We start from the raw sequence: 20,481 nt of genomic DNA, 5'->3' as shown, positions 1-20,481 counted from the left end.
CATCCGCGTCCGGAAGTGTCCGGACGCGACGACGTCGTGGTGCGGGTCGTGGGGACGGGGATCTGCGGCACGGACCGCAAGATCCTGCTGGGCCGCTTCCCGGCCCGGCCCGGCGTGGTCCTCGGGCACGAGTCGGTCGGCGTGGTGGAGGCGGTCGGAGCGGACGTGGCGTCCGTCCGCCCCGGCGACCGGGTCGTGGTCAATCCGACGCTGTACTGCGGCAGTTGCCCGCCCTGCCGGCGGGGCGCGACCAACCACTGCCGGAACAAGCGGGGCACCGAGGTCGGTGTCGACCGCGACGGCACGTACGCCGACCACGTGGTGCTGCCGGAACGGTTCACCGAGCGGCTGCCGGGCGCCCTCGCGTTCCGGCGGGCCGTGCTGGTGGAGCCGCTGGCCTGCGTCCTGAACAACGTGCTCGCCGCGGACGTGGGCTACGGCGACACCGTGGCCGTGCTGGGCGCGGGGCCGATCGGCCTCCTCACCGCGCTGGTCGCCGCACGCCGCGCCCGCCGGGTGGTGATCGCGGAGTCGGACCCGTACCGGCTGGCCGTCGCCGGATCGCTGGTCGACCGGACCGTCGACGCCGGCGGGCCGAACCCGCTCGAAGCGGTGGTCAAGGCCGGGGACGGACGCCGACCCGACGTCGTGTTCGACACCACCGGGGTCGCCGTCGAGCCCGCACTGCAACTGGTGGCCGACGGCGGCCGGGTCGTCGCCATGGGCTTCGACGACGGCTACCGGCCCCGGATCAGCCCGCTGTACCTGACCAACCACGGCGTCAGCCTGATCGGGGCCGGCGACTACCGGGCGGACACCTTCCCGATCGCGGTCGACCTGATCGGCGACCTGCCGCTGGAGCCGCTGGTCACCCACGAGTTCCCGCTCGACCGCTACCAGGACGCGTTCGCGCTGCTCTCCGCGGGCGCCGATGGCGCGGGCCACGGCGCCGGGTACGGCGCGATGAAGGTCGTCATCCGGTCCGACGCCGCCCCGGTGGGCCCGGACGGCTGGCCGGAGGCCGCCGCATGAGCGCGCGTCGGGCACTGTACGGCTCGGTCGAGTCGGGCGGCACCAAAGTCGTCTGCCTGGTGGGGACTTCGCCCTCCGCGCTGGTGGCCCAGGCCCGGTTCCCCACCGGGGCGCCCGGCGAGACCCTGGCCCGCGTTGTCGACTTCTTCGGCCGGGCGACGCAGCGGCACGGACCGCTGGCCGCCGTCGGCGTCGCCTCGTTCGGCCCGCTGGAGCTGCGCCCGAACCTCCCGACGTACGGATTCACCACCGACACGCCCAAACCTGGTTGGGTCGACGTCGACGTACTCGGCTCGCTGGCAAGGGAGTTGAAGGTGCCGATCGGCATCGACACGGACGTCAACGGCGCCGCCCTCGGCGAGGGACGGTGGGGCGCCGCGCGGGGGCTCGACACCTACGTGTACCTCACCGTCGGGACCGGCATCGGCGGCGGTGCGATCATCGGCGGACGGCCCGTCAGGGGACTGGTCCACACCGAGATGGGGCACGTGGCGGTGAGCCGGCGGCCGGGCGACGACTTCCCGGGCAACTGCCCCTTCCACGGCGACTGCCTGGAGGGCATGGCCGGCGGCACCGCCGTCGCGGACCGGTGGGGGCGGCCCGCGGAGCAGCTGACCGGGGACGAGCTGCACCGGGCGGTCGAGCTCGAAGCCGGCTACCTGGCCGAGGGGCTGCGCAGCATCGTCTACTGCACCGCCCCCGAGCGGATCGTGATCGGCGGCGGCATGTCGGTGCTCCCCGGGCTGCTTCCCGCGGTGCGGGCGGAACTGCTCAAGCAGCTCGGCGGGTACCCGGGGCTGCCCGAACAGGCCGCCGACGACTTCGTCGTGCCGGCGGAGCTCGGTGCGATGGCCGGTCCGGCCGGCGGCCTCGTCCTGGCGTTCCGGGCCGAGGCGCAGCACGACACCCGCTGACCGCCCGGCGGGAGGCGGTCCGGGTTCGGCCGGGACCCGGGCGCAGCAGGGCCCCGGTGTGGCGTGCCCGGAAGCACGCGGACGGCAGGAAGGACGACGGTGTGGTGACGACCGACCCCATCGAGCTCGACGTCGGCACGCGCGCCTGGCTGCACGGCGAGGCCCTGCACGGGGAGCGCGTCCGATGCGCCGGGCGGCTTCTCGGCGGGTGCAACAACGAGCTGATCCTGCTGGTGACGGAGGCGGGCGGGCGCTACGTGCTGCGCCGCTTCCGGCCCGGCGGGGAGAGCGGGGTCCGGCGCAACACGTGCGAGGTCGAGGCCGCGCTGCTGCGGCGCCTGTCCGGGCGGCTTCCCCTGCCGGAGCTGGTGGCCGCCGATCCGGACGGCGCGGCCACGGGGTGTCCGTCCCTGGTCTATCGCTACATCCGGGGCGTTCCGCTGACCGAGGCGCTGGCGGACGCCTCCGGACCGGCCGCCGCGGACCTGGGCCGGGCGGTCGGTACGGCCCTGGCCCGGGTCTCCGCCTGGGAACTGCCCCGGCCCGGCCGCTTCGAGGAGGCGTCGCTGGTTCCGCAGCTGCCGGACGGTCGGAGCGACCTGCGGGCCTTTGTGGACCACTGCCTGGCGGTCGCGGAGCGACGCCCCCCGTCGGAGGGCCGGCTCAGCGCGTCGGACGCCCGGACGCTCAGCCGGCTGGCCGAACGGGCCGCGCCGCTCTGCGCCCGCGCCGCCGCCGATCACCGGCTCGTCCACAACGACTTCAATCCCAAGAACCTGCTGGTCGGACCGGGCCGCGACGGGCGCTGGGAGGTCGCCGCCGTCCTCGACTGGGAACTCGCCTTCAGCGGCCCGCCGCTGATGGACGTCGGCAACATGCTGCGCTTCGAGGACGAGTACCCGCCGGACTACTCCCGGGCGTTCCTGGACGGCTTCCGGGACGGCGGCGGGCTGCTGCCCGACGACTGGCGGCGCACCAGCCGGGCCCTGGACCTGTTCGCCCTGGCCGACATCCTGACCGACCCGCCGGACCGCCGGGTGTTCGACCGGGTCCGCGCCGTCATGCTGCGCCGCGCGGCCGCGGAGAACGTCTTCGGCCGCTTTGTTCCGCGCTGATTCCCGGCCTGTCCGCATTATTGACACGGCCGTCCCGCGAGAGACAGTCTGAGCGGACAGGAATTCGGTGTGCCGAATTTCGGCAGACTTTTCCGTCGGCTCCTTCGGCGGTCGCTGTGAAACGACCCGATGGAAGGCAGGAAACGGTGGGAGAAAATCCCGAGAACGATGTCCTGATCATCACTCCCGACGTCAAGTGCAACGGCATCCCGCCGACCCCGGCGCAGACCGAGGGCCCGTACTACAAGCCGGCCACACCGTTCAAGACGAGCTTCCGGTCCGACGTCCCGACCGGGACCCCCATGGTGCTGTCGGGCCGGGTCGTGGACCCGGACGGCAAGCCGATCGGGGGCGCCCTGCTGGACTTCTGGCAGGTCGGCGACAAGGGCGTGTACGACGAGGAGGGGTTCACCCTCCGAGGGCACCAGTTCGCCGACGAGGAGGGGAACTGGCGGCTGGAGACCGTTCTGCCGGCCGAGTACCCGGGCCGGACGCGGCACCTGCACGTGAAGGTGCAGCCGCCCGGCGGCGGCGTCCTGACCACCATGCTGTACTTCCCCGGCGAGCGCCGGAACCGGCTGGACAAGTATTTCCGCCCCGAATGCCTGATGGACGTGCAGGAAACCCCGGAGGGGTGGCTGGCGAGTTTCACGTTCATTCTGCCCTCCTGATCGGTTCCGGGGCGCTGTCGGTCGTCGAAAAAGGGTCGGCGCATTCTTTTCGGGAAGTGCCGGCCCGGCCTCGGGAGGAATTGTGGAAGACGCACGGAAGATCGAGGACCTGATCTACTACCAGGTCAGCGAGTACAAGATGCGGCATGGCGAGGGCATCCACCTCTACGACGCCGACGGCAGGGCGTACATCGACTGCGCCTCGGGGACGTTCAACCTCAGCCTCGGCTACGGGCACCCCGAGATCGTCAAGGCCATGCGCGAACAGGCCGACCTGCTGGTCCACGCCACCTCGACGTTCCGGACCGAGCCGGTGGACCGCCTGGTGCGCCGGCTGGTCGCGGTGTCGCCGCCGAACCTGACCCGGGTCCACCTGAAGGTCTCGGGCGGCGCGACCGCCAACGAGGGCGCCGTGAAGATGGCCCAGGTGCGCACCGGACGGCGGGAGGTGATCACGCTCTTCCGCAGTCACCACGGCCAGACCATGATGACCACCGCCATGTCCGGCGAGGCCTTCCGCCGGGCGCCGTTCCCGACGCTGGTCGCCGGCATCACGCACGTCCCGGACCCGTACTGCCTGCGCTGCTTCTACAAGCAGAGCCCCGACAGCTGCGGCCTGCTGTGCGCGGAGCGGATCAACGACTTCATCGACCACGCCTCGTCGGGCAGTGTGGCCTGCATCGTCGTGGAGCCGGTGTCCGGCTCGGGCGGCAACATCGTGCCGCCGGACGGCTACCTCGCGGCGCTCCGCCGGATCTGCGACGAACGCGGCATCGTCCTGGTCTTCGACGAGGTGCAGACCGGCATCGGCCGCACCGGCCACATGTTCGCCGCCGACCACTTCGGCGTGCGGCCGGACATCATCACCACCGCCAAGGGCCTGGGCGGCTCCGGCGCGCAGGTCGCCGCGATCCTCACCAGCGAGGAGCTCGCGGGCCTGGACGGCGAGTACCACTCGTTCACCTACGGCGGCAACGTGCTGGCCGCCGCCGCCGCGGACAAGACCCTGGAGATCGTCTCCCGCCCGGAGTTCCTGGCCCACGTCCGGACCGTCGGCGCCCACCTGATGGAGCGGCTGCGCGACCTGGCGACGCGGTACCCCCGGATCGGCGACGTCCGCGGACTCGGGCTGATGATCGGCCTGGAGCTGGTCGACCGGGACGGCCGGCCGGACACCCCGCTGACCCTGCACCTCGCCCACCGCGGCATGGACCACGGCCTGATCCTGCGCACCTCCCGCTACGGGCGCGGGAACGTCCTGAAGATCCGGCCGCCGCTGATCATCACCACCGAGGAGGCGGACCTCCTCTGCGACCGGCTGGAGACCCTCTTCGCCGCGGAGGCGACCTGATGACCGACATGCCGGACTACCTGCTCGGTCTCGCCCGGCTGGTCCGCGACGAGATCACCGCCGGCCGGGCCCGGTCCGAGAACCGCGGCGTCCGCGGCCACTCGCCGGGCGGCGACGCCCAGTTCGGCATCGACGACGTCGCCGAACGGGCCGTCTGGAAGTACGTCGTCGAGCACGACCTGCCGGTCGCCGTGTTCTCCGAGGACCGCGGTCTGCGCACCCACGGCCGCGACCCCGAGCACCTCCTGGTGGTCGACCCCATCGACGGCACCCGGCCCGCCGTGGCCGGCCTGGAGTCCGCCACCGTGTCCGTCGCGGTCGCCCGGCTCGGCGACCGCCCCCGGATCGCGGACGTCGAGCACGCCCTGCTGCTGGAGTGGAAGACCGGCGCCCACCTGTACGCCGAGCGCGGCGTCCCCGGAGTGGTGGCACACGGCTACGACCACCCCGTGCCCGCGCCGACCCGGACCACCGACCTCTCCCGGATGTTCTGGTCGCTGGAGTTCAACGGCCACCCCGCCCGGCTGATGACCGAGGCCTACGGGCACCTCATCGACCTCTCGGCCAACACCGGCGGCGTGTTCGTCTTCAACAGCGCCACCTGGTCCATCTCGCGCCTGATCACCGGTCAGCTCGACGCGTACGTCGACATCGGCAACCGGCTGCTGCGCGACGACCCCGCGCTGCTCGGCGAGTTCCAACGGGTCGGCAACGGGCGGGTGCTGCACCTGTTCCCGTACGACATCGCCGCCGCGGTGCTGCTGGCCGAGCAGGCCGGCCTCGTCATCACCGACGCGTACGGGCAGCCGCTCGGCGACACCGCGCTCACCGAACTGGACGTCGCCAACCAGCGGTCCTGCGTGGCGGCGTCCACACCCGAGCTGCACCGAAAGCTGCTGGACGGCATCGCCTGGCGGACCCCCGGGCAGCGGGCATGACGGACGACACCGAATTCCGGCAGCTCCTGGAGCGGCTCTCGGCCCGGGCCAGCAGCGACTACTACAACCCGTACACCACCTTCGACTGGCCGGCCGAACTCCCCGAGGACGAGCCCTGGTTCTCGCCCGAGCTGCTGTCCGTCCACGGCACGGAGTACGCCGAACGGCTCACCCCGGACCAACTGCGGGCACTGGGCCGCGGGGAGAGCATCAACTTCTACAGCCTCAACGTCCACGGCATCAGGGAACTGCTCATCGAGGTGATGCGGCGGATCCACACCCCCGGCTTCGAGATCCCGTCCGAGTTCTTCCACCACTTCATCGGTGAGGAGAACGAGCACATGTGGTTCTTCGCGACGTTCTGCCTCAAGTACGGCGGCCGGATCTTCCCGGAGAAGCGGCTGAAGCTGTCCGTCCCCGCCGACGACCCGGTGCGGGAGAACTTCCTGGTCTTCGCCCGCATCCTGCTGTTCGAGCAGATCGTCGACCACTACAACGTGCGGCTGGCCGCGGACGAACGGCTGCACCCGACCATCCGGCAGCTGAACCGGATCCACCACCAGGACGAGAGCCGGCACATCGCCTTCGGGGCCCGGCTGGTCCAACTGCTCTGGCAGCGGCTGCTGGAGACCGGACCGGACGAGGACGACCGCCGGGCCATCGGCCGGTACCTGGCGGGCTACCTGTCCGCGAGCATCGGCTCCCTCTACAACCCGGCCGTCTACCGGGACGCCGGGATCCCGGACGGACTCGCCTTCCGCAAGCGCCTGCTGGACCATCCGGCGCGCCGGGCCGAGCACCGGCGCGTGCTCCGCAAGTCCACGGACTTCCTCCGGCGGATCGGCGTCCCGGAGGCATGAACCGGCTCCGCGCCGGTCCCTCGCTCCACCCGCACACCTTCGACCGCCGTCCGGAGGAGGACGATGTCCCACACCGACCGTGCCGCCTGGTCCGTCCAGGACGGCCTTGCCACGCTCGGCGGGCCCGCCACCGGCCTGCTGCGCGCGCTCGACGACGTCCTCATGGGCTGGGCGACCGCCCGCGGCGCCGAGCCGATGACGCTGCCGCCCCTGCTGCCCGCCGCCGAACTCCGGAAACTGGACTACTTCCAGAACTTCCCGCACCTCGGCAGCACGGTCAGCCGGATCCGGCCCGACCGGCTCGACCAGGACAGCGCCAAGGCCGACGCCGACCTGGTCCCCGCCCACGACCTCTCCGACGCCACCCACCTGCTGCCGTCGGCCGCCTGCTACGGGGCGTTCCTCCACCTCGCCGACCGCTCGCTCGGCCGGGACCCGGCCCTGGTGACCACCGTCGCCCACTGCTACCGCAACGAGGACCACCACGACGGCCTGCGCCGGCTCTGGGGGTTCACCATGCGCGAGATCGTCTGCCTCGGCAGCCAGGACGCCGTCCGCGCGCACCTGGACCACTACCGGACGGCGGTGGCAGCCTTCGCCGACCGCCTCGGCGTCGAACTGCACCGCGCCCCGGCCAGTGACCCCTTCTTCCGGCGCGACAGCCCGCGCGCCGTGCTCCAGGTCCTCGCGCCGGTCAAGGAGGAGTTCCTCGCCCCGGACGGCACCGCGGTGGCCTCGCTCAACAACCACCGCAACTTCTTCGGGGAGCGCTGCCTGATCCGGTACGACGGCAGGCCCGCCTTCACCGGATGCGTCGCCTTCGGCCTGGAACGCTGGCTGCACGTCCTGGACCTCTGCTTCGACGGGGACCTCGGCGCCGCCCGGGACGCGGTGGTCGAGGCCGGAGCGCCTCGGTGACCGGGCCGGCGCCGCGCCCGACCCGGCTGGAGCGGCGCCTCGGGGTGACCGTGCCGCTGCTCCAGGCCGGCATGGGCGGCGTCGCCGGGCCCGAGCTGTGCGCCGCCGTCTCCCGGGCGGGCGCCGGCGGCGTCCTCGGCCTGTACAAGGAACCCCCCGAACGGATCCGCCGACTGATCGCCGACACCGCCGCGCGGACGGACCGGCCGTTCGGGATCAACCTGGTGCCCGAGGTGCTGTCCCCGGACCGCTGCCGGGCCCAACTCGACGCGGCTGTCGGCGTCCTGCCGGAGCGGGCGTTCGTGACGTTCTACGGGCTGCCCGCACCGGACCTGTCGGCGGCGGCCGTCCGGGCCGGGCTGCCGGTGGTGGTCCAGGTCGGCACCGCGCACGCCGCCGGCCGGGCCCTCGAACAGGGGGCCGACGTCGTCGTGCTCCAGGGCGTCGAGGCAGGCGGGCACCTCCTCGGCACCCTGCCCGCCCTGCCACTGCTGCGGGCCGTCCGCCGGGACCACCCCGACGCCGTCCTCGCCGTCGCGGGCGGCATCGCCACCGGCGCCGACCTCGCCCGGGCCGTCGCCGAGGGCGCCGACGGGGCGGTGGCCGGCAGCGTCTTCGCCGCGGCCCGGGAATCCGAGGCGCACCCGGTGTTCAAACGCCGGATCGTCGCGTCCGGGGCCGCGGACACCGTGGTGACGACGGTCTTCGACATCGGCTGGCCGAACCGGCCCCACCGGGTCCTGCGCAACGCGCTGACCGGGCCCGGCCCCCGGCTGTCCGCCCGGTTCATCGCCACCGCCGCCGCCCCGGACGGCCGGCGGCTGCCCGTCCCGCGGTACAGCGCCGCCGTGCCGTCCGTCCGCACCGAGGGCCGGATCGAGGACATGGCGATGTACTGCGGCGACACCTGCGAACGGATCACCGCCGTCGAACCCGCCGCGGTGCTGGTGGAACGCATCCGCACCGAGTACCGCCGCGCGCGGCGCCGCACCCGCCCCGAGCCGGACCGTCACGAAGGAGAGTGCCACGGTGAATGACTCCCTCAAGCCGGTGGTCGACTGGTTGCGCGCCCGCAACCCGGCGCTCGGCGAGATCCCCGCCGACCTCGACCTGATCGAGAACCGGATCGTCGACTCGCTCGCCTTCATGGAGTTCATCCTGTTCCTGGAGGACCTCGTCGGCCGCGAACTGAGCGTCACCGAACTGAGCGCCGACCAGTTCCGCACGCTGCACGCCATCGAGGAGAACTTCCTCGCGGGCGAGGGGAGTCGCTGAATGTGGCAGGGCACGGCGGTCTCGCTCCACCTCGCGCCGGCCCACGGCGCGCCCCTCGTCGAGGTGCGGGAGGCCGTCGCCGTCACCGGCCGCGGCCTGGCGGGCGACCGCTACTTCCAGGACCGCCCGGGCGACGCACCACATGGCCGGGCCCCCGGCCGGGCCTCCCGCGGCTGCGAGATCTCCCTCCTCGACATCGACGCCCTCACGGCACTGGAACGCGATCACCGAATCCGCCTCACCCACTCCGAGGCGCGCCGGAACGTCGTCTGCCGCGGCGTTCCGCTGACCGAACTCGTGGGCCTGGAGTTCACCGTCGGAGACCGGGTGCGCCTGCTCGGCATCGCACTCAGCGAGCCCTGCGCCCGGCTCGAACAGCTCACCAGCCCCGGAGTCCTGCGCGGCCTCGTCCACCGCGGCGGCCTGCGCGCCCGGATCCTCGAAGGCGGCCTCCTCCGCACCGGCGACCCGATCCGCCCGGCCAGTCCGGGCACCGTTAGCTGACGCCTCGTCAGGGGGGGTCGGCAGGTCGGTGGGCCGTGCGCAGGCGACCGTGCCGCAGACCCGATGTGACCCGGTGTCATCCCTCTTGACCGGACGGGTCTCCCCGGTGGCCGCCTGTCGCGAACAGGGCAACGCTCGACACCATGGCGATCATCGTGCTGTTCGAGGTCCGGCCCGGCGGGGAGGCCGGCTCGGGCGTCGCGGAGCCCGCCGTGGTGGCGGTGCACGCCGCGGGATCCGACCCGGACGTGCCCGAGGACCCGCTGCCGATGACGTTGTGCGGCCGGGACACCGTGCCGATGCAGCACACCCACTACCGACGCACCGCCCCCGGACAGCCCTGGTACCCGCCCGAGTTCGCCGCGCAGCGGTGCCCGGAGTGCGAGTGGGCGCTGCGCGAGCTGTGACGGTCAAGGCGTGTCGCCCGCCCAGTCCCACCGGAGCGGGTCGGCGGGGCGGGGCGCGTAGTGCGTGCGGCCCCCGCCGCCGTAGTGGCCGAGCTCGGTGACCAGCGCGGCCCCGCATTCGAGTTCGTCGCCCGTCCAGCCGGTGACGTCCAGCAGCAGGCCGTCGAGCGGACCGCCGACCAGCTCCCGGTACTCGCGGCCCGGGCGCGGCCCCGGATCGTCGTGCTCGGCGCCGTACACCCGGCCGCGCAGCAACTGCTCGTCATGCTCGTCCATGCCGCCCACCCTGGCACCGCCGACCGACAGCCCAGGCGTTCACCGGCACGGAGCCCGCAGGCAGGGCCGGTGACCTGCCGGCTGTCCTCGCCGCCGGCCCGGGCCCACCCGGTGGTGTCGATGTCGCGGGCAAGTTGTGCAGGAATTAAAGGTGACGTCATCTGTCACCTTTGGCGGCGATCGTTGAAGGCATGGAGAACACGAACGATGTCCCGTCCCGCGACAGCCTCCCCGTCCGCCCGCTGGCGGGTCGGATCGTCCTGGTGGCGGGGGCGACCCGGGGTGCGGGACGGGCGCTGGCGGTGGAGTTGGGCCGGGCGGGGGCGACGGTCTACGTGACCGGACGGACGACCCGCGAGCGGGTGAGCGAGGTGGGCCGGGCGAGCGAGACGATCGAGGAGACGGGGGAGTTGGTGACGGCGGCCGGCGGGGTGGGGATCGCGGTACCCACCGACCATCTGGACGAGGGACAGGTGCGGGCGCTGTTCGGGCGGATCGAGGAGGAGCAGGGGAAGCTCGACGTCCTGGTCAACGACCTGTGGGGCGGCGAGCGCCTGACGGCCGAGTCGATCTTCGGGAAGAAGAGCTGGGAGACGCCGCTCGCCGACGGGCTGCGGATGTTGGAGCTGGGCGTGCGCTCGCACGTGATCACAGCGGCGCTCGGCCTGCCGCTGCTGGTGCGGTCGGCCGCGCCGCTGCTGGTGGAGGTCACCGACGGCACGGCGGTGACCAACCGCCGGTACCGGGAGAACCTCTACTACGACCTGGCGAAGAACGCGCCGATCCGGATGGCCTTCGGGCTGGGTGAGGAGCTGGCGGAGTACGGCGGTGCGGCGGTGTGCGTGACGCCGGGCTTCCTGCGCTCCGAGCAGATGCTGACGCACTTCGGCGTGGCGGAGGAGAACTGGCGGGACGTCATCACGGTCGAGCCGGCCTTCGCGATCGCGGAATCGCCGCAGTACCTCGCACGCGGGGTGGCCGCGCTGGCCGCGGACCCGCGCCGGGCCGAGCGGTGGAACCGGAAGTCGACGTCCAGCGCCGAACTCGCCCGGGTCTACGGCGTCACGGACGTGGACGGCAGCAGGCCGGACGCCTGGGCGTACTTCGAGGCGATGGGCGAGCGGGGCGATTCGGTCTCGGCGGAGGACTACCGCTGATACTCGGCGGCATCCCCGGCGCCTGCGTCTTCGTCGCAGTAGAGCGCGGCGAAGGCCCGGGCGTGCCGGGCGAGGCGGGTGCGGAGCGCGGGCGGGGCCAGTACCTCGGCCTCCGCGCCGAGCGAGGCCAGTTCGGCGAACGCGATCTCCTCGGACTCCACGGCCAGTTCGAGGGTGACGCGGCCGGCGGGGTCCGGGGGCGCGGCGGCGGCCAGCGCCCGTCCGGCCGCCGCCCGGTCGGTGACCTCGGGCAGTCGGCGCACGCCCGCCGGGGTGAGCCGCACCGTGACGGTGGCACGCAGCAGCGAGAGGGCGAACCGGGCGCTGTGCTCCTGCCAGTACGCCGCCAGGTCGAAGGACGCCTCGCGGGTGAACGCGCCGTCAACGGGTGTGTGCAGTGCGGTGATCCGGTCGGCGCGCCAGGTGCGGAAGGCGGCGGTCGCGGCATCGGGGATCCGGCCCACCAGGTACCAGACGCCCGCCTTCAGGACCAACCCGTACGGTTCCACCCGGCGGGCCGCCCCGGGCTCGCGGCCGGGGCGGGCGTAGGCGAACTCGACCGCGCGGTCGGCCCAGAGGGCGCGGGCCAGCTCCGGCAGCAGCTCGGGGGTGGACGGCTCGCGGAACCAGGCCGGCGCGTCCAGGTGGAAACGCCGGGCCGAGGACTCGGCGGCGGCCCGCAGCGAGGGCAGCAGGGTGGCGGACAGTTTCAGCCGGGCGGTGCCGGCCGCGTCGGAGAGCCCGAGGTCGCGCAACGCGGAGGGCAGGCCGGACAGGTAGAGGGTCTCGGCCTCGGTGGGGTGCAGCGTGGTCAGGCGGGTGCGGTGGCCGGGAGCGAGCCGGTAGCCGCCGGTCCGGCCGCGTTCCGACCGGACCGGGACCCCGGCCTCCTGGAGCGCCTGGACGTCGCGGATGACGGTCCGCTCGGACACCTCCAGCTCCCGGGCCAGCTCGGCGGCGGTCAGACCGGGGGTGGACTGCAGCAGGAGGGCCATGCGGATCAGGCGGGCGGCACGCATGCACACCAGCATCCCCGATCCGCGGACTCGGCAGTCGCGCGGGGCAGGACCGCACGGCGGTGCCCGCCGCTGTTCGCCGGGCAGCAGCGGGGTCGGCCAGGTGCCCGCCGAGGTCGAGGTCGAGGTCGGGGCGGCGTAGCGCGAGCCCGGGCTCTCCGACGCGACCTGGCGTGCGGCCGTCCGGCTCGATGCCACCGTCACCTGCGGAAACCCGTCCCAGTGGGTCGACCAGGACCCCGGCTTCCGGGACGAGCTCCGCACGGCGACTGTTTCTGCACACGGGAAGTGGCGCGGCCACCAGTACCGTCCGACCACCTGCCCGAACGCGCCTTTTCGGCGGGGTCCCGTCCCGAACGGTCGACAAATCGCCCCGGCGGTCAGCGATCAGGCCGGTCCGCGGCGCTCAGCAGGGCGACCAGCTCCCGTTTGAGTACCTTGCCGCTGGCGCCCAGGGGGAAGGCGTCCACGAACTCCACCTGGCGCGGGTACTTGTACGGCGCCATCCGCTCCCTGCACCAGGCGACGATCTCGGTGCCGAGGGCCGGACCCGGCGCGGTGCCGGGGCGAGCCCGCACCACCGCGCAGACCTCCTCGCCGTGGACGGGGTGGGGGAGCCCGATGACGGCCACCTGGGCGATCGCCGGGTGGTGGGCCAGAACGTCCTCCACCTCGCGCGGGTAGACGTTGTAGCCGCCGCGCAGCACCACGTCCTTCTTGCGGTCGACGATGGAGAGGTAGCCCTCGTCGTCCATGACGCCGAGGTCGCCCGAGCGGAACCAGCCGTCCACGACGGCCTCGGCGGTCGCCTCCGGCCGGTTCAGGTAGCCGGCCATCACGTTGTGCCCCCGGAAGACGACCTCCCCCGTCTCGCCGGCGGGCAGCAGCTCGATCCGGTCCGCCACCTCGGCCCGGGCGATCTCGACCTCGACGCCCCAGATCGGCCGGCCCACCGTGCCGGGCTTGAGCGGCCACGCCTTCTGGTTGTAGGTCACCACCGGGGACGCCTCGGTCAGCCCGTACCCTTCGAGGACCGGGCAGCCGAACGCCTCCTGGAACGCGTCCAGGACCGCCACCGGCAGCGCGGCGCCGCCGGAGAACGCGCGGTCGAGCGCGGGCCGGCGCGGGTCGGCGCGGGCCGCCTCCAGGAGCGCCGTGTACATCGTCGGGACCCCCATGAACAGGGTGCAGCCCTCCCGCACCATGAGCTCCAGCGCGCCCGGTCCGTCGAACCGCGGCATCAGCACCAGGGTCGCCCCCGCCCGGAAGCAGGTGTTCATGCCGCAGATCTGGCCGAAGGTGTGGAACAGGGGCAGGCAGCCGAGCAGGACGTCGTCCGCGGTGAAGTCGAACGGCGACAGCATGGTCGTGTCGACGTTCATCACCACGTTGAGGTGCGTGAGCTGGGCGCCCTTGGGCCGGCCGGTGGTGCCGGAGGTGTAGAGGACCAGCGCGATGTCCCCGGGGTCGCGCGGCACCTGGCGGTCGATCGGGGTGCTCCGCGCCGCGAGCACGTCCAGCCGCCGGGCGGCGGCGCCCCCCTCCGCTTCCTCCATGACGGTGAGCAGGGGTGTGCCGGCCGTCTCCGCCGCCTTGCCGCCCTCGGCCAGCAGCGGGGCGGCGCAGATCAGCGCCGCCGCCCCGGAGTCCCGCAGGACGTACGCGATCTCCTCCGCCCGGAGCAGGGCGTGCACCGGGACCGCGACCGCGCCGAGCGCGAGCACGCCGAAGTAGGCCAGCGGGAAGTGCGGGGTGTTGGGCAGCAGCAGCGCCACCTTGTCGTCGGGGCCGATGCCCCGCGCGCGCAGCACCGCCGCGTACCTCCGCGCCCCGTCCCACAGCTCGCGGTAGGTGATCCTTCGGGTGCCGGACACGATCGCCGGGTGCTCCGGCCGGCGCAGCGCGGACTCGGCGAGGATGGCCGCCACGGAGAGGGTCACGGGGCTCACCCGCCCGCTTCCGCGGCCAGCCGCGCCTTGTCCGGTTTTCCGACACCGGTGAGGGGCAGCGCGGAGCGGACGCGGATCCGCGCGGGGACGTGCTTGGGCGAGACGGTGGTCCGGACGTGTTCCGCCAGCTCGTCGGGGTCGGCCGTGCCCGCGTCGCGCAGCACCACGGCGGCGTGGAGGTACTCGATCCGGTCCCGGTCCCGGACGCAGAAGGCAGCGGCCTGCAGCACGTCCGGATGGGCCAGCAGGGCGTTCTCCACCGTCACCGGATGGATCTTGATGCCGTTGGTCTTGATCACCTCGCCGATCCGGCCGCGCAGGTGGAGGTAGCCGTCGCCGTCGACGAAGCCGAGGTCGCCGGTGTGCACCCAGCCGTCCCGTACCGTCCGGGCGGTGAGTTCGGGCTCGGCCACGTACGCGCTCATCGTGAACGGCGACCGGACGACGACCTCGCCGGTGTCGCCGGGCGGCAGGTCGCGGTGGTCGTCCGGATCGGTGATCCGGACCCAGTCGGGCATCGGGCGGCCGACCGTGGCCCGCAACCGGGCGTCGAGGTGCTCGGCGGGCGAGAGCATGCTGACGAAGCCCGCCTCGCTGGTCGCGTACACCTGGAGCAGCACGTCGCCGAAGACCTTGACCGCCTCGGCCAGTCGCTCGGGGGACGCGGGGGAGCCCAGGTAGGTGACCATTCGGAGGCTGGACAGGTCGGTCGCGCCCACCTCCGGGTGGTCCATCAGCAGGTACAGCTGGGGAGGGGAGAGCAGCATCCGGGTGACTCCGTGCCGCGCGACGGAACGCAGCACGTCGCCCGGGTCGAAGCCGTCCCGCAGGACCACCGAGCCGCCGGACGCGAGCGAGTCGTCGGCCGTGGCGCCGCTGGAGTGGCTGAGCGGGAGGCAGGCCAGGTAGACGGACCGCCAGCGCATCTGGAGCCCGGCGGAGATGAAGCCGTTGCGGGCCCGGAAGTCGAAGGCGATGCCCTTCGGTTCGCCGGTCGTCCCGCTCGTGTAGGTCACCACCGCGGGCCGGTCGGGTGCGATCCCGATGCCGGACAGGTCCAGCGCGTCCGGGTCCCCGGCCGTCAGGTCCAGGACGTCGGGGCCGAAGTCGCCGAGGGCGACGAGGGTGAGCGGGGCGCCCAGCCGCTCGCGCAGTTCACGGGCGGTCGCGAGGTTCTCCGCGTCGACGGCCAGGTGCGTCGCACCGGTGTCCCGGAGGATCTTGAGCTTGGCGCCGGCGGCCAGGTGGTCCGCCGGGTCGACCGCGTTGGTGGTGTGCAGGTGGACCACCGTGGCCCCGACCAGGTTCGCGGCGTACCGCAGGACCAGCGTCGGGGCGGTGTTGGTGACGGTCAGGATGGCGACCACGGCGTCGGCGCCGCTCCCGCCGGCCTGCTGGTGCAGGGCCTGCGCGGCCGACCGGACCAGGGCGGTCAGCTCCGCCGCGGTGAGCGTCCGGTCGCGCCAGGACAGGACCACTTTCTCCGGTTCCGCGGAGATTACCTCAAGGATTTGGCTGACGTACGTTTCGTCCGACGGCATGGGAAACTCCAGTGGTGCCGGTCCGAGGAATTTCCGCACACCCTACAACACGCAATGCAGGTCCGCCATGGGGCGTGAACAGGGAAAGCGGATGCGCGGCCGGTTCTCAATTGTCGCAGTCCGCGCCATCGAAGTGATATTTCGCTCTGAGACAATTTCCTCCGCCGGTCCGGGCCCCGCATCGGTGCAGCCTTCGGAGAAAAGGGTCGTCATGAACCAATACCTGGAGCTCTTCTCGCTGCGCATGGCGGAAGGCGGATCGCCGAAGGCGAAACGGGAGTTCCTGGAGATCGGCCGGCTCGCCGGGAAATTTCCGGCGGCCCGGAGCCGGCGGGACGGGGTCACCTCCGAGATCAGCGTGTGGTGCAGCAACGACTACCTGGGAATGGGCCAGCACCCGCTGGTCCTGGCGGCGACCCGCGAAGCCCTCGACGAGTACGGCGCGGGCTCGGGCGGCTCCAGGAACATCGGGGGGACCAACCACTACCACGTGCTGCTGGAGAACGAACTCGCGGATCTGCACGGCAAGGAGGACGCCCTTCTCTTCACCTCCGGGTACACCGCCAATGACGGAGCCCTCACGGTCCTCGCCGGCCGACTGGGGGACTGCGTCGTCTTCTCCGACGAGATGAACCACGCCTCGATCATCGACGGACTCCGCCACAGCGGCGCCGAGAAGCACATTTTCCGGCACAACGACACGGCGCACCTGGAAGAGCTGCTGTCCGCCGCCGATCCCGACCGGCCGAAGATGATCGTCATGGAGTCGGTCTACTCGATGGCGGGTGACGTCGCCCCGCTCGCCGAGATCGCCCGGATCGCCCGGAAGTACGGCGCGATGACCTTCCTCGACGAGGTCCACGCGGTCGGGATGTACGGGCCGGAGGGCGCCGGCATCGCCGCGAGCCTGGGCATCGCGGACCAGTTCACCGTCATCATGGGAACGCTCGCCAAGGGATTCGGCACCACCGGCGGGTACATCGCCGGCCCCGCCGAACTGGTCGACGCGGTGCGCGGCCTGTCCCGCTCCTTCATCTTCACCACCGCCCTGCCGCCGGCGGTCGTGGCGGGAGCGCTCGCCGCGGTCCGGCACCTGCGCGGTTCGGACGAGGAGCGCGACCGGCTCCACGCGAACGCGCGGCTGACGCACCGGCTGCTCACGGAGCACGGCATCCCCTTCGTCTCCGACGGCTCCCACATCGTCTCGATCTTCGTCGGGGACGACGCGCTCGCCCGGCGGATCTCCGCCCTGCTGCTGGAACGCCACGGCATCTACGTGCAGGCGATCAACGCGCCGAGCGTGCGCGCGGGACAGGAGATCCTCCGGAGCGCGCCCGGCGCCGTCCACCAGCCCGCGCAGGTCGAGGCGTTCGTCGCGGCACTGGACGGGATCTGGCAGGAGCTGGGGGTGCCGCGCACCCAGGACGCGCAGCAGCCCGGCCGAACGGACGGCTGACCCGCTCCACGGGGTGCGCGCGCGGCTCTCGCGCCGCTCCGCGCCCCACCCGCTCCCCCCGCCCGCGTCGTGTCGCGGCCTGCGCTATCGGGCCGCTATGCGGCGTCGGAAAGATCGACGTCGCAGGTCCGGTGGCGGTTCGCACCGGGCCTGACGAAGGCGTCCCGGTCGGCGGGCACCCGCGAGCGCGGGCGCCCGCCACGGTTCGGCGACCGGTGGTCCCGCTCGCCGTGAAGGAGTCCGAAGACACGATGGCGCACCCCGACGGTACGGAAGCACCGCTGCTGTGGACACTGGCCGGCAGCGGCAGGGAGTCGCTGGCGGCCGGCGCACGCGGCCTGCACGGGTACCTGGCCGGTCGTGACGACTGGAGCCCCCAGGACATCGCGCTGACCCTCGCCCGCACCGCCTCCGAGGGGAGCCGGCGGGCGGCACTGGTGGCCGACGACCGGGACGGGTTCCTGCGGCGGCTGGACGCGCTCGCCGACGGCCGGAGCATGCCCGGCCTGGTGGAGGGCACCGCCGGCGCGGCCCGCCGGGTCGCCTTCGTGTTCCCCGGACAGGGCGCGCAGTGGCCCCGGATGGCGGTGGACCTGCTGGACACCTCCGCGGTGTTCCGCGACCGGATGGACGCCTGCGCGCAGGCCCTGGAACCGTTCGTCGACTGGTCGCCGATCGACGTGCTCCGCGACCCGGACGCGCCGGGCGCGCCCGCCGGGGACCGGGCCGACGTGGTGCAGCCCCTGCTGTTCGCCGTGACGGTGTCGCTCGCCGAGCTGTGGCGCTCCCACGGCGTGGAACCGGCCGCCGTGCTCGGGCACAGCGTCGGCGAGGTCACCGCCGCCGCGGTCAGCGGCGCGCTGTCCCTGGACGACTCCGCGCGGGTGGTCGCCCTGTGGAGCCAGGCCCAGGCGACCCTGGCCGGGCAGGGCGACATGGTCTCCGTCATGGCCCCGGCCGACGAGGTCGAGCCGCGGCTGCGCCGCTGGGACGGCCGCCTCGTCGTCGCGGCGCACAACGGCCCGCGGTCCGTGATCGTCTCCGGCGACCGCGGCGCCGCGGCCGAACTCCTCGCCGAGCTGGCCGCGGACGCGGTGCACGCCCGGCGGATCGCGGTGGGCCTGGCCGCCCACTCGCCCCACATCGACGCGATCGTCCCCCGGATGCGCGCCGACCTCGCACCGATCCGGCCCCGCACCCCGCAGCTGCCCTACTACTCCGGACTGACCGGCGGACGACTGGACGCCCCGGTCCTGGACGCCGACTACTGGTGCCGCAACCTGCGCAACCCTGTCCGGTTCCACCAGGCGGCCGACGCCCTGCTGCGGGACGGGTACGGCGTCCTGCTGGAGGTCAGCCCGCACACCGTGCTGACCTCCGCCCTCACGGACTGCGCGGAGGAACGCGGCGCGCAGGCCGCCGTCCTCGGGACGCTGCGCCGGGACCAGGGCGGCCCGGGCCGGTTCCTGGCCTCGCTCGGCGACCTGTACGTGTGCGGCGCCGCCCCGGAACGGGAGACGCCGTCCGCCGGGGAGCACGCCCGGATGCCGGAACTGCCGGCGGCCGTCCTGGCGGCGCTCGCGGAGCCCGGCCCGGCGGACGCGGACGGGCCGGACGGCGCGGGCGCCGCGGGCGACGGCCGGGAGGCCGGCGGCGCGCTCCGCGCGGAGCTGGCCGCACTGGACGCCCCGGAGCGGCTCGCCGCGCTGGCACGGCTGGTGGACGAGGAGATCGCCGCGGTGACCGGGCGGTCCGAACCGGTCCCCGCCGACCTGGCCTTCCTCGACCTGGGATTCGACTCCGTCACCGCCGTGGAGCTGCGCAACCGGCTGAGCGCGGCGACGGCGCTGCGCATCCCGGCGACGGCCGTCTTCGACTGCCCGACCCCGGCGACCCTCGCCGCGTACCTCTCCGCCCGGATCGGCGGCGACCGGCCCGACGGGAGCACGGGCGCGGACCGGCCGGTGCGGCGGGCCGCGGACGACGATCCCGTGGTGATCGTCGGCATGGGCTGCCGCTACCCCGGCGGGGTCGGCAGCCCCGACGAACTCTGGGAGCTGGTGTCGGCGGGCGTCGACGCCGTCTCCGCGCTGCCCGACGACCGCGGCTGGGACACCGCCGGACGGTACGACCCCGCACCCGGCACGCCGGGCCGGTACTACCAGCGGGAGGCGGGCTCGCTCGCCGGCGCGGCCGAGTTCGACGCCGAGTTCTTCGGCATCTCGCCGCGCGAGGCGCTGGCCATGGACCCGCAGCAGCGGCTGCTGCTGGAGACCACCTGGGAGGCCTTGGAACGGGCCGGCATCGACCCGTCCACCCTGCGGCGGACCCCGACGGGCGTCTACGTGGGCGCGATGACCATGGACTACGGCCCCTCCCTGGAACAGGGCGCCGACGAGGGCGGCCACCTGCTGACCGGCAACACCGGGAGCGTCGCGTCGGGCCGCCTGGCCTACACCCTCGGTCTGGAGGGGGCGGCGGTGACCGTGGACACGGCCTGCTCGTCCTCGCTGGTGGCCCTGCACCTCGCGGTCCGGGCGCTGCGGTCCGGCGAGTGCTCGCTGGCCCTGGCCGGCGGCGCGACCGTGATGTCCACGGTCGGCATGCTCGTGGAGTTCAGCCGGCAGGGCGGTCTGGCCCCGGACGGCCGCTGCAAGGCGTTCGCGGCGGCCGCCGACGGCTTCGGCCTGGCCGAGGGCGTAGGCATGCTGCTGCTGGAGCGGCTGTCGGACGCGCGGCGCAACGGGCACCCGGTGCTGGCGGTGGTCCGCGGTTCGGCAGTGAACCAGGACGGTGCGAGCAACGGTCTGACGGCGCCGAACGGTCCGTCGCAGCAGCGGGTGATCCGGGCGGCGTTGGCGGACGCGGGTCTGACGGTGTCGGACGTGGATGTCGTGGAGGCGCACGGCACGGGGACGCGGTTGGGCGACCCGATCGAGGCGCAGGCGCTGCTGGCCACGTACGGGCAGGACCGGCCTGCGGACCGTCCGGTGTGGATCGGCTCGCTGAAGTCGAACATCGGCCACGCGCAGGCCGCGGCGGGCGTGGCGGGCGTCATCAAGTCGGTGCTGGCCCTGCGGCACGGCGTGATGCCCAGGACG

The 20,481-nt window shown here is 73.5% G+C and carries 19 protein-coding genes; 15 read left to right on the top strand and 4 right to left on the bottom strand.

All coding sequences use genetic code 11. The annotated features are described in order from the left end of the window. Nucleotides 1-15 precede the first annotated feature (15 nt). The 12 genes from IEZ12_RS33575 (at nt 16) to IEZ12_RS33520 (ending at nt 9,985) form a co-directional block, all read left to right on the top strand. On the top strand, nt 16-1,032 hold the full coding sequence (locus IEZ12_RS33575) for a zinc-dependent alcohol dehydrogenase (RefSeq protein WP_189277642.1): 1,017 nt from the start codon (nt 16-18) through the stop codon (nt 1,030-1,032). Continuing rightward, the gene (locus IEZ12_RS33570; RefSeq protein WP_189277640.1) at nt 1,029-1,946 is read left to right on the top strand and encodes an ROK family protein; all 918 of its coding nucleotides are present in this window, start codon (nt 1,029-1,031) and stop codon (nt 1,944-1,946) included. Before IEZ12_RS33575 ends, IEZ12_RS33570 begins: the two co-directional genes overlap by 4 nt. A 104-nt stretch (nt 1,947-2,050) precedes the next feature. Next, complete coding sequence (locus IEZ12_RS33565) at nt 2,051-3,061, top strand: phosphotransferase family protein (RefSeq protein ID WP_189277638.1); 1,011 nt, start codon at nt 2,051-2,053, stop codon at nt 3,059-3,061. 146 nt (nt 3,062-3,207) lie between these two features. After that, entirely contained in the window at nt 3,208-3,732 is a 525-nt protein-coding gene (locus IEZ12_RS33560; protein WP_189277635.1) for a dioxygenase family protein, read from the top strand. An 82-nt stretch (nt 3,733-3,814) separates the two neighbouring features. Next, nucleotides 3,815-5,083, top strand: coding sequence for an aspartate aminotransferase family protein (locus IEZ12_RS33555; RefSeq protein ID WP_229848518.1), 1,269 nt, complete (start codon nt 3,815-3,817; stop codon nt 5,081-5,083). Beyond that, nucleotides 5,083-6,021 (top strand): inositol monophosphatase family protein, encoded by a 939-nt coding sequence (locus IEZ12_RS33550; protein WP_229848516.1) that lies wholly within the window; start codon nt 5,083-5,085, stop codon nt 6,019-6,021. Before IEZ12_RS33555 ends, IEZ12_RS33550 begins: the two co-directional genes overlap by 1 nt. Then, nucleotides 6,018-6,881, top strand: coding sequence for a diiron oxygenase (locus IEZ12_RS33545; RefSeq protein WP_189277633.1), 864 nt, complete (start codon nt 6,018-6,020; stop codon nt 6,879-6,881). Before IEZ12_RS33550 ends, IEZ12_RS33545 begins: the two co-directional genes overlap by 4 nt. Nucleotides 6,882-6,944: 63 nt before the next feature. Next, nucleotides 6,945-7,799, top strand: coding sequence for a class-II aminoacyl-tRNA synthetase family protein (locus tag IEZ12_RS33540; RefSeq protein WP_189277631.1), 855 nt, complete (start codon nt 6,945-6,947; stop codon nt 7,797-7,799). Beyond that, entirely contained in the window at nt 7,796-8,836 is a 1,041-nt protein-coding gene (locus IEZ12_RS33535; protein ID WP_189277629.1) for an NAD(P)H-dependent flavin oxidoreductase, read from the top strand. Before IEZ12_RS33540 ends, IEZ12_RS33535 begins: the two co-directional genes overlap by 4 nt. Further along, entirely contained in the window at nt 8,829-9,074 is a 246-nt protein-coding gene (locus IEZ12_RS33530) for an acyl carrier protein (protein WP_043907635.1), read from the top strand. Before IEZ12_RS33535 ends, IEZ12_RS33530 begins: the two co-directional genes overlap by 8 nt. Then, a complete protein-coding gene (locus IEZ12_RS33525) occupies nt 9,075-9,578 on the top strand; it encodes an MOSC domain-containing protein (protein WP_189277627.1) in 504 nt (167 codons plus the stop codon). Nucleotides 9,579-9,721: 143 nt separating this feature from the next. Next, nucleotides 9,722-9,985 (top strand): hypothetical protein, encoded by a 264-nt coding sequence (locus IEZ12_RS33520; protein WP_189277625.1) that lies wholly within the window; start codon nt 9,722-9,724, stop codon nt 9,983-9,985. Between the two features lie 3 nt (nt 9,986-9,988). Here the strand turns inward: IEZ12_RS33520 and IEZ12_RS33515 are convergent, their stop codons facing one another. Then, nucleotides 9,989-10,261 (bottom strand): hypothetical protein, encoded by a 273-nt coding sequence (locus tag IEZ12_RS33515; RefSeq protein WP_189277623.1) that lies wholly within the window; start codon nt 10,259-10,261, stop codon nt 9,989-9,991. A 191-nt stretch (nt 10,262-10,452) separates the two neighbouring features. Here IEZ12_RS33515 and IEZ12_RS33510 point away from each other — a divergent pair, with 191 nt between their 5' ends. After that, on the top strand, nt 10,453-11,418 hold the full coding sequence (locus IEZ12_RS33510) for an SDR family oxidoreductase (protein ID WP_189277622.1): 966 nt from the start codon (nt 10,453-10,455) through the stop codon (nt 11,416-11,418). Here IEZ12_RS33510 and IEZ12_RS33505 read toward each other — a convergent pair. The 3 genes from IEZ12_RS33505 to IEZ12_RS33495 form a co-directional block, all read right to left on the bottom strand. After that, nucleotides 11,409-12,437: a helix-turn-helix transcriptional regulator gene (locus tag IEZ12_RS33505; protein WP_189277620.1), complete on the bottom strand. Its 1,029-nt coding sequence runs from the start codon at nt 12,435-12,437 to the stop codon at nt 11,409-11,411. The two genes, IEZ12_RS33510 and IEZ12_RS33505, sit on opposite strands and share 10 nt — an antisense overlap. A gap of 377 nt (nt 12,438-12,814) precedes the next feature. Beyond that, on the bottom strand, nt 12,815-14,374 hold the full coding sequence (locus IEZ12_RS33500) for a long-chain-fatty-acid--CoA ligase (RefSeq protein ID WP_189277618.1): 1,560 nt from the start codon (nt 14,372-14,374) through the stop codon (nt 12,815-12,817). A gap of 5 nt (nt 14,375-14,379) precedes the next feature. Then, a complete protein-coding gene (locus IEZ12_RS33495) occupies nt 14,380-15,924 on the bottom strand; it encodes a class I adenylate-forming enzyme family protein (protein ID WP_189277615.1) in 1,545 nt (514 codons plus the stop codon). A gap of 211 nt (nt 15,925-16,135) precedes the next feature. On the opposite strand from IEZ12_RS33495, the gene hemA reads away from it, so the two are divergent. Together hemA and IEZ12_RS40450 are read left to right on the top strand one after the other, a co-directional pair. Next, a complete protein-coding gene (gene hemA, locus IEZ12_RS33490) occupies nt 16,136-17,380 on the top strand; it encodes a 5-aminolevulinate synthase (protein WP_189277613.1) in 1,245 nt (414 codons plus the stop codon). A gap of 251 nt (nt 17,381-17,631) precedes the next feature. Then, a partial coding sequence (locus IEZ12_RS40450) for a beta-ketoacyl synthase N-terminal-like domain-containing protein (RefSeq protein ID WP_308431110.1) occupies nt 17,632-20,481 on the top strand: 2,850 nt, incomplete at its 3' end.

This window comes from Kitasatospora griseola (assembly GCF_014648555.1).
Classification (GTDB): domain Bacteria; phylum Actinomycetota; class Actinomycetes; order Streptomycetales; family Streptomycetaceae; genus Kitasatospora; species Kitasatospora griseola.
The sequence above is the reverse complement of the archived record's forward strand: the minus strand, read 5'-3'. Positions and strand labels throughout refer to the sequence as shown.